General features: G+C 53.0%; 8 protein-coding genes and 1 pseudogene. 4 read left to right on the forward strand and 5 right to left on the reverse strand.

Annotation, left to right across the window (positions count from 1 at the left end):
• From D9K61_RS12040 to D9K61_RS12050, 3 genes are all read right to left on the reverse strand, one after another.
• On the reverse strand, positions 1-335 hold a 335-nt coding region (locus tag D9K61_RS12040), incomplete at its 3' end, for an IS6 family transposase (protein WP_120633500.1).
• Positions 336-439: 104 nt separating this feature from the next.
• On the reverse strand, positions 440-2,299 hold the full coding sequence (locus D9K61_RS12045) for a hypothetical protein (protein WP_120633495.1): 1,860 nt from the start codon (positions 2,297-2,299) through the stop codon (positions 440-442).
• 362 nt (positions 2,300-2,661) lie between these two features.
• Positions 2,662-3,756 (reverse strand): AraC family transcriptional regulator, encoded by a 1,095-nt coding sequence (locus D9K61_RS12050; protein ID WP_120633496.1) that lies wholly within the window; start codon positions 3,754-3,756, stop codon positions 2,662-2,664.
• A gap of 208 nt (positions 3,757-3,964) precedes the next feature.
• Between D9K61_RS12050 and D9K61_RS12055 the strand changes: the two genes are divergently transcribed.
• Both D9K61_RS12055 and D9K61_RS27515 read left to right on the forward strand, forming a co-directional pair.
• Entirely contained in the window at positions 3,965-4,915 is a 951-nt protein-coding gene (locus D9K61_RS12055; RefSeq protein WP_254055754.1) for an alpha/beta fold hydrolase, read from the forward strand.
• 358 nt (positions 4,916-5,273) lie between these two features.
• Positions 5,274-5,453, forward strand: a complete 180-nt coding sequence (locus D9K61_RS27515) for a hypothetical protein (RefSeq protein ID WP_254055755.1) — start codon at positions 5,274-5,276, stop codon at positions 5,451-5,453.
• A gap of 370 nt (positions 5,454-5,823) precedes the next feature.
• Here the strand turns inward: D9K61_RS27515 and D9K61_RS12065 are convergent, their stop codons facing one another.
• Positions 5,824-6,453, reverse strand: coding sequence for a glutathione S-transferase family protein (locus tag D9K61_RS12065; protein WP_120633498.1), 630 nt, complete (start codon positions 6,451-6,453; stop codon positions 5,824-5,826).
• A 136-nt stretch (positions 6,454-6,589) separates the two neighbouring features.
• On the opposite strand from D9K61_RS12065, the pseudogene D9K61_RS27520 reads away from it, so the two are divergent.
• A pseudogene (locus tag D9K61_RS27520) lies at positions 6,590-6,787 on the forward strand (Ada metal-binding domain-containing protein); the annotation flags it as partial.
• 72 nt (positions 6,788-6,859) lie between these two features.
• On the forward strand, positions 6,860-7,168 hold the full coding sequence (locus D9K61_RS27525; RefSeq protein ID WP_254055756.1) for a helix-turn-helix transcriptional regulator: 309 nt from the start codon (positions 6,860-6,862) through the stop codon (positions 7,166-7,168).
• 369 nt (positions 7,169-7,537) lie between these two features.
• Here the strand turns inward: D9K61_RS27525 and D9K61_RS12075 are convergent.
• Positions 7,538-8,021, reverse strand: a 484-nt coding sequence (locus D9K61_RS12075; protein ID WP_120633499.1) for an IS110 family transposase, incomplete at its 5' end; no start/stop codon positions are given.

Genomic DNA, 8,021 nt, shown 5'->3' on the forward strand with positions numbered 1-8,021 from the left:
GCCTTCGCGTCGCGCTTCTCTGAAAGCATGAAATCAAGGGTTTGACCGTCGCGATCCACCGCACGATACAGATACACCCAATCCCCACGGACTTTGATGTAGGTCTCATCCATACGCCAAGATTCTGCTGTTCTGATCTTCCTTTTCTGCGCCATCTGTGCGACCTGGGGCGAGTATTTTACCACCCAGCGATTCAGCGTCGCGTGATCAACCGACACACCACGTTCCGCCATGAGCTCTTCCAGGTCACGGTACGAGACGCCATAGCGAACGTAGAAATAGACCGCGAACAAGATCACAGATTGAGGGTAGTGCGCACCTTTGAAGTCGATCATCCGGCATTCCTAAACTTTGTAACGTCCAATCCACCAGTTGGATCAAACAGCACCAAGGTGCAACATGCCGGCCAAAGTTTGCGACAGATCCCCGGTCCTGGGCTTCATACAGAGTCAACGTTACCTTCCTCCTCGATCTGCCTGCTCAAACGTTGGAACGTGCGCCGCGCTTTTGCGATCTGTTCTTCAGTTCCCATCTCCTCGTAGATCTTGATCGCGGTTTGCATGGTTTTCACGGCCTCTTTGAAACCGGCAATTCGATCTTCTTCCCTATTGTGGATCACCTGATCCGCTCGGATTTCGCCGATCAGTAGTGTTGCCTCGGCCCATCCCAGGGGATCCGCTTCTACAGCGCGCAATTCAAGCACGCTGCACGCAAAGGCCATCGCTGAATTGAGCAGCTCAGCACCCCCCGCGCCAAGCCTGTAAACCGCCTCGTTCCAAAGGAGCTTTGCAGCGAGATAGCGCGCGCGGGCCAGTTCGGCGGGATGATCGCCCATTACGAGTTGTTCTTCACTTTCAGCGACCAAGTCGATCGCTTTCTGGAATATCGTCGCCCGTTCTGTTTGGCCTACGCGAACGGATTTTCGGTCCAGCAGATCGGCAAGGTCCAGTTTCACCAGCGCCAACTCAAATTGGGCATCCAACTGTTCATAGAGCTTACGGGCAATCGAGAGGAGTTCTTCGGCCTGTTGCAGAAAGGGATCGGCGTCGGCATCAAGGGTGAACTGAGCGGCCTGTAGATTGAGCCATCCCGCCGTCGCCCGCGCCGTTGCCGCGCCGTGAAAATCGGACAACATGTCCGCGGCAATGATCTGAGCGGAAATCAGGTCTTCTTCTGCTGCCTCGAAGTGATCTTGCCCGTCCAAATGCCCCAGGGCCGCATAGAATTTAGCGTGTATCGTGCCCCGATGCAGAAAAAGGCGGGCGGTAACGTCGGCCGGCAGTTCCGCTGCCGCTTCACTGAGCAAAGGGTCGATGAGGCGCGTCCCGTAGAGGTACCCGTCGGTGCCGTAACGATCGCCATAAGCCATAAGCGCAAGTGCATAATTCGAGCGCCTCATGGCAGCGTCATTTTCATCAACCATCGCCATGCCATTTGCGGTGCTTTCAAAAAGCCGGAACGCCTCCTGCGGTTGAGAGTTCAGGAGATGCACCATCGCTTCGGGCTCCGCAATGTTGGCGCGGATTTCTAGGTTTTTGCGCAGAGAGTTGTCTTCAAGCGCTTTCCTCGCCTCTCTCAAAAGAAAAAGCGCCGCGGAAAGATTCATCTGACTCAATGCGGTCTGGGCGTGTTCCAGATAGGATTGCACGACCGTATCGGTATCATCGACGTCGTCTAGTATCGCCTGAACCTGATCGCGCTCCTGGGCTTTGTGGATGATATCCGCGATAAGCTTACTGCGCGGGGCGGTGTCCGCGTCGGGCAGCTTGAAAGCCGCTGCCAGAATTCGAAATTCGGCGTCGGCGGCATTTTTGACTGTGTCGACGACAGCGTCGAGGCTGCCGTGTTTCCGAACAAGCTCAGCCAGGTCGCGCTGAATCGCCTGTGTGCCTGATAACATCTGGGCGTAGATCGCGGGTTTAATCTGTTCGACGAAATCCGGATCGGCGAGAAGTGGTTTTAACGCTGCCGAGGTCAGCAGAACAAAGAGATCGCGCATGGATTTGTGTTCGGGATCCTCAAGTTGCTCGACCATGTGCAAGGCTAGAGTGTCGGCGTTAAGGGCGCTGCCAGAGATATCCGTAGCTTTCGGAGCGGAAAACTCGAGCATCTGGGCATATAGGACTGCTGCGTCAGGTGGCGCATCGGCCGCAAATCCTTCCAACGCGCTTTCCGCACTTGAGATCATCTTGTCCGTAAAGTTTTTGAGCGTCGTTTTGTCGGCCCTTGTCAGCGAAGCCCTGACGTCGTTGATCTCAAACCCGACCTTAACCGCGCCGCCAACGGACGGTGCAAACAAAAACCCTGCGCAAAGAGCGAGCGCATTGTAGGCAGTCTCGATATTTTTGGTCCGAAGTGACAGCAAATGTTTGTCTTTCTTTACCTCTGTTCGCTTGGACGACTGTGACTGAGAGAGTTGGGTTCGATGCTATCATATAATGGTCGATGCACTATGCGGAATCCCTTAGGATTTGTTGCTCCGAGAATCTGCTTCAGCCGCGCTGATCTAAACCGCCGGTCACGCACATGCCGGACCTGGGTTCCGCAGATCTGCGTAACTTTCGAACGGCAGCTAAGCAGACGCCGCGCCGCAGCGGCTGCGCGGTTGGTCAGTGTCCGGTTAGGGCCGAGACTAATGTCATTTGATTTGTGACCGAGTATTTACGCCGAGTTTGAATGCTCAGAATTTTGCGGATTATGGTCATCGAATGGTGGTTTCTCTTTTGAATTTCCAAGTGTCCGGTACTCAATAGGCGATCGTCCGTAGACCCGTTGGAATGCACGATAGAAGTTGGAACGTGCCAAGAACCCTGATTGAGTAGCAATGTTGGCAACGCTTTCATCAGTCTCTGTAAGCAACCGGGCCGCATGAGCCAAACGAAACTCGTTCACGTACTGCGACATGTTGGTTCCCTGAGTTCTGTTGACAGCAGACGACACAGTGCGGGTCGGAAGGCTCAAGCGCTTGGCAAGTCGTTGGACCGTAATGTTGGGGTCCAGAAATAGTTGTTGTTCATCCATCAATGCCTGCAGTCGTTCTACGACTTCCGCATCTTCAGTATTGGCTAGTGGCGTTGCCTTTGATACCGCGTTGGCTTCGGAGAACATCACTGGGAGCCTGATTGACGTCGCAAGAAGAAGAAAAATCAACGGAACAGTTCCGTAAGAAATCAACATTGAGGCATTGGCACCCTTGTTGACTGCAAAGTCGATTGCGATCGCGCTATCCAAAACAAGTACAAAGACGAGAAATCCAATGCCGCGTAAAAGCCAGTTGGAAAGGGTCTGGGTGACATCGACCCGCGCTTGACACAGTGCGTCGGGCCCCTTTCGCCAAAGTAAGAACAGAGCGATGGAATAATACGAATAGCTGGCACTGATTACCCAATCCAGACTTCTCCAATCACTGGCCAAGAGTAGGTACAACCCGATCAAGATGAAAGGCGCACCCAAGTGCATCAATGTGATCTTGGCGACGTCGTGTCGTTCGACAGCCATGGATGCAAAGCTCAGATACAGGAGCGGCCCGAGGAACAAAGGCAAACTGCGTTGCAGCGGGATCAACTCCTCGACTCCATAGCCAAACCGTAGACCGACCAACAACGAGGAGAAGGCGCCCAACCCAAAGAAAACCGACAACAACATGTTGGCCAGACGAAAGCCCAGATCCAGTCGCCAGGCCAGCATGGTAAGCACACCGCAAAGCAACGCTGTCGCCAGCGGCAAGGGGAAACTGATCAACCCGGGGCTGTCCATTTGTCCTCTTTCTATCGCGTCCTGTCCTCGATCAGGATCAAGGACAGGTATAGGCAGTGCAACTCATTGTTTCAAATAAACCTACGGCTCAGCTTTGACGTATCTTGAACGATGATTGGAGCTTTCGATGAGACAAACTTCTTACCTTTTTACTGGAATCTTAGCTATGTGCGCAGCCACGGCATTTGCTCAGCCGTACCAGTCTGCAATGACAGAACTCAATATCGCCGACGTCGAGGGAGCGCGCGATCTGTCCGGATTTATTTGGTATCCAACAGATGCCACCGGGCCAGAAACTTACGACTTCGACAGTGAAGTGTGGGTGGGGACGAAAGTTGTGAAAGATGCTGCGCCAGCGACGAGCCGGTTCCCACTTGTTGTCTTATCTCATGGTATGTTTGGTAACGCTTACAATCAGGCGTGGCTTGCCGGGGCCCTAGCGCAACGCGGTTACATTGTGGCCGCCATCAGCCATCCTGGCACATCAACCTGGTCCCGCGATCCCGATCTAACGCGTCAACTATGGGAGCGGCCAAAGGACATTTCCCGTGTTATCGACCATGCGACTGGCGCATCTGATTTTTCGCAATATGTCGATTCAGACAGGATCTATATGGCGGGACACTCACTGGGTGGGTTCACGGCTGTTGCCCTGGCCGGCGCGCGCTACGACGCGGCCGCGTTAAGTCAGTTTTGCGACACTCAGCCAGACGAGCTGGCCTGTGGCATCCTTTCGGATTGGAAAATCGCACAAACACCTGAAGATCGCGTTAAGATGGAGGCCGATCTGTCCGACCGCCGGATCAAGGCATTTGCTGTTTTTGATCTTGGCGGAACTCAGAGCTTTTCCGAAGCGAGCCTTCGGAAAATTGACCGACAGATGTTGGTCTTTGGGGCACCAATTATGAATTCGGACCTGACGCTCGACATTGAATCCCGTGCGCTGATTGCCGTCCTACCAGAGAGTAATTCGCGCTACATTGAACCGGAGACGCTATCGCATTTTGATTTCCTGGGTCGCTGCAAGCCCGGAGGCTTTGAGCTTCTGGCAAAAGAAGAACCGGGAGACGAGATCATCTGCGCAGATGGCGGCATAGCGCGTGCTGCCAAGCATGAGATGATTATCGACGCTGTTACGGACTTCTTCTCGAATTCCTAACGCGACCAGAAGCCGATTGGTATGGCGACACCGGCCCTCCGCTTTCGCCATCACCTGCTGTCAGGTTCGAATTAACCAGTTTAAGCGACACCACCTTCGACGACCTGCTCGGGAAATCGTTCCGCCCAATCTGACAAAAACTCGGATACAACGTCCTGGCTTGCCAGTTCTATGGCACGGTGCGGGAGAGCGACACCTTCCCGTAGTGCCAGACTCAGACACCGAGTATATTGCAGCGCTCCCTGGCCCGCTGCGCTCGCTCTATGAACAATGGCACTGTCCATATTGTGCTGGGTTCTGGATAGCTCTGGTTCTGCACGGTCTCACTGGGTTTTGGACAATACCAGAACTTGCGACAATGCCAGCCTATCTAGGGATCACTGCAGCACCCATTGGTTGGATTCTGGATGCCCTTGCATCTGCTACCTTGATCTACGCCGCCATCATCGGAATGAAAGCAATTGGGCTGCCCGCGATGAAAGCTCACATGCTGAAAGAGGATTTCATGAAATCTGCGTTTACAAAAGATGATGCATGAAGTGCTGCGATGACAGAGTTGCGTTTACTCGTCGCTTTCCGAAAGCCGACGTTCAAAAGCAAAGGCTGTTTGTCGGCTTGGTCCGCAAAACTGTGAGTTCGGTGATCAACAGATTTTGCGTCTGCGGCGAACGGCAGGTTCGACGGGCCGCGTTGCAGCATACTGGCTGAGTCGTGGATGTCGACTTTGGGCCGTCCTAAACGTTGGTCTTACCTCGACAGGTTACCCAGAAACGATGCTCTGGGAGAGAAGGCCAAAATTAGGAATTACGCCTTGCGTCAAACGCTTCATTTCCAGCGAAATCGGCTTCGCTCGGCATTGTTTAAAGCGATTTCTCAGGTTCTGCTCAATCAGAGAGCTCGAAAATGTTCTAAACTGGATAAGCGCGCGGCATCAGATCATAGGGATGCTTCCAACCATCTGTTGCCGCGATGCGATCGATCCAGGCGTTGATATTTGGATAGCGGTCTAAATCCTGCTCCAATTCATCGCCGTAGTAGAGATAACCGCACATAGAAATGTCGGCGATTGACAGTGTTGATGTGGCAACAAAATCTCTGTCGGCCATATGTTCTTCGACGATCTCAAGAGCTTTCTTTACTCTATCGCCCAGAAAGTTAGTTATTTCGGTGTCACCGGTTTTCATGAAACGCAGGGCAAACCTACGCGTAGCCATATAGCTGGTGAATTTGTGATTATCGAATAATATCCAGCTCAAGATTTCGCGTTCTTCCCGCTTATTGGTAGGCCCGAACTGCCCAGTCATTTCTGACAGATAATTTAGGATGACACCTGATTGTGATAATTTCAGATCCTTATGCACCAGCACTGGGACTTCGCCAAATTGATTGAAGTCTTGGCGATATTTCGATGTTCCCATCTCACCATTAGGAAAATCGACTAAGATCGATGACCAGCCCAGACCGCACAATTCGAGCATCAGGGCTACCTTATAGGCATTACCGGATTCAGCTAAACAGTGTAGTTGATATTCGTTCATCTTCTTTCGTCCTGCAAATGGTGAATCATAGGTTTGACAGAGACCTACTATGTCCGCCTTTTACAGACTCGCCATTTTCGGACCTCACCAGAGAGCTAGTCTGGCATTGAGTTTGATGGGTCGCTACGATCCACCCATGCTAGATTTTGAGACGTGTAACGCTGCGCGATTGAGGCGCGACCCAAGCTTTGATGGGAAGTTCTTCACCGCTGTCATCACGACAAGAATCTACTGCCGTCCAGTTTGCCCCGCAAAACACTCCCTTACGAAAAATGTCAGCTTCTACCCAACTGCTGCTGCGGCAGAGCGTGCAGGGTATCGTCCCTGTCTGCGGTGTCGTCCTGAAACTGCACCATTCTGTGCAGCTTGGAATGGCACCAGAACAACCGTTGAGCGGGCCCTGCGATTGATCGAAGAAGGCGCTTTGGATGTTGGCGATGTCGATGATCTTGCAGATCGACTAGGCGTCAGTGCAAGACATTTATCTCGGTTGTTTACCAAGCATATAGGGGCGTCTCCACTTCAAACGGCTCAAACCCTTCGTATTGGACGCGCTAAGAAGCTGCTGGACACGACGACACTGCCTATAACAGAAGTCGCTTTCCAAGCAGGCTTTGGCAGTGTGCGACGCTTTAATGCTGCTTTTGCGCAACTCTATGGGCGATCACCTTCCAGAATACGCAGGGGAAAGCGGACTTTTGCTGAAGCCAGTTGAGGGTCCGCTTCGTCCCGCAGAATGTGAGTTCGATAACACCGGATATTGCACTCGCGGCGAAAGCCCGGTTCGGTGGAGCTGCATTGCGGCGTGGCGTGACCAGACGAATGGCCTCTGTGGGTGGCTCCTGCATTGCAAGCGTTTTCTGTCGATGTTTGCGGGTCATTTTCGTCAGTACCGTCGTCTGTCCGGCCTGTTTGTGTTTTGGCATTGCCTCCACTGGCCCTGATGAATTCCGCGAGCGAGGTTCCAATCGGGTTATCGGCCTCTGAAGAGGGCCGCAGCCATTCCCGGAGTGTCCTTGCTCTTGGTTGACTTAATTCCGCATCATCACTTCAACGTCTTGCATCTCGTAGACAGTCAGCGCGGTTAGAACGCTGGCTGCCGATATTCCTGTTTCTTTGTGAGCATCGCCCAGATGGACCGCGCTGCCTTGTTTGCCATCGCGACTGTTGCCAGCCGGAATGGTTTGTCGGCAATGATCTTGGCTGTCCACAGATCAACCTTTTCTGGCGAACGTTTCGCCATCACGGCGCGMGACGTCATGCCCACGACCAGCAGCTTGCGAATGTAGCGGTCGCCAGCCTTTGTGATCTTGCCCAATCGCTCTTTGCCGCCACTGGATTTGTTGAGCGGGGTCAGCCCCAGCCAAGCCGCTAGATCGCGCCCGGTGCGGAATTGTTTTGCGTCCCCGATCGTCGCGACAATGGCCGATGCCGTTATTGGCCCAATTCCTGGCATGCGCATCAATCTACGCGCATCAGCATTTATCAGAGCATGTTGTTCGATCATCTTTGAGTAACCTTCGATGCGCTCGTTCAAACCGATAAACTGATAGCACTGGATACCAAGC

The organism is Ruegeria sp. EL01 (genome assembly GCF_900313035.1).
In the GTDB taxonomy this organism is placed as follows: domain Bacteria; phylum Pseudomonadota; class Alphaproteobacteria; order Rhodobacterales; family Rhodobacteraceae; genus Ruegeria.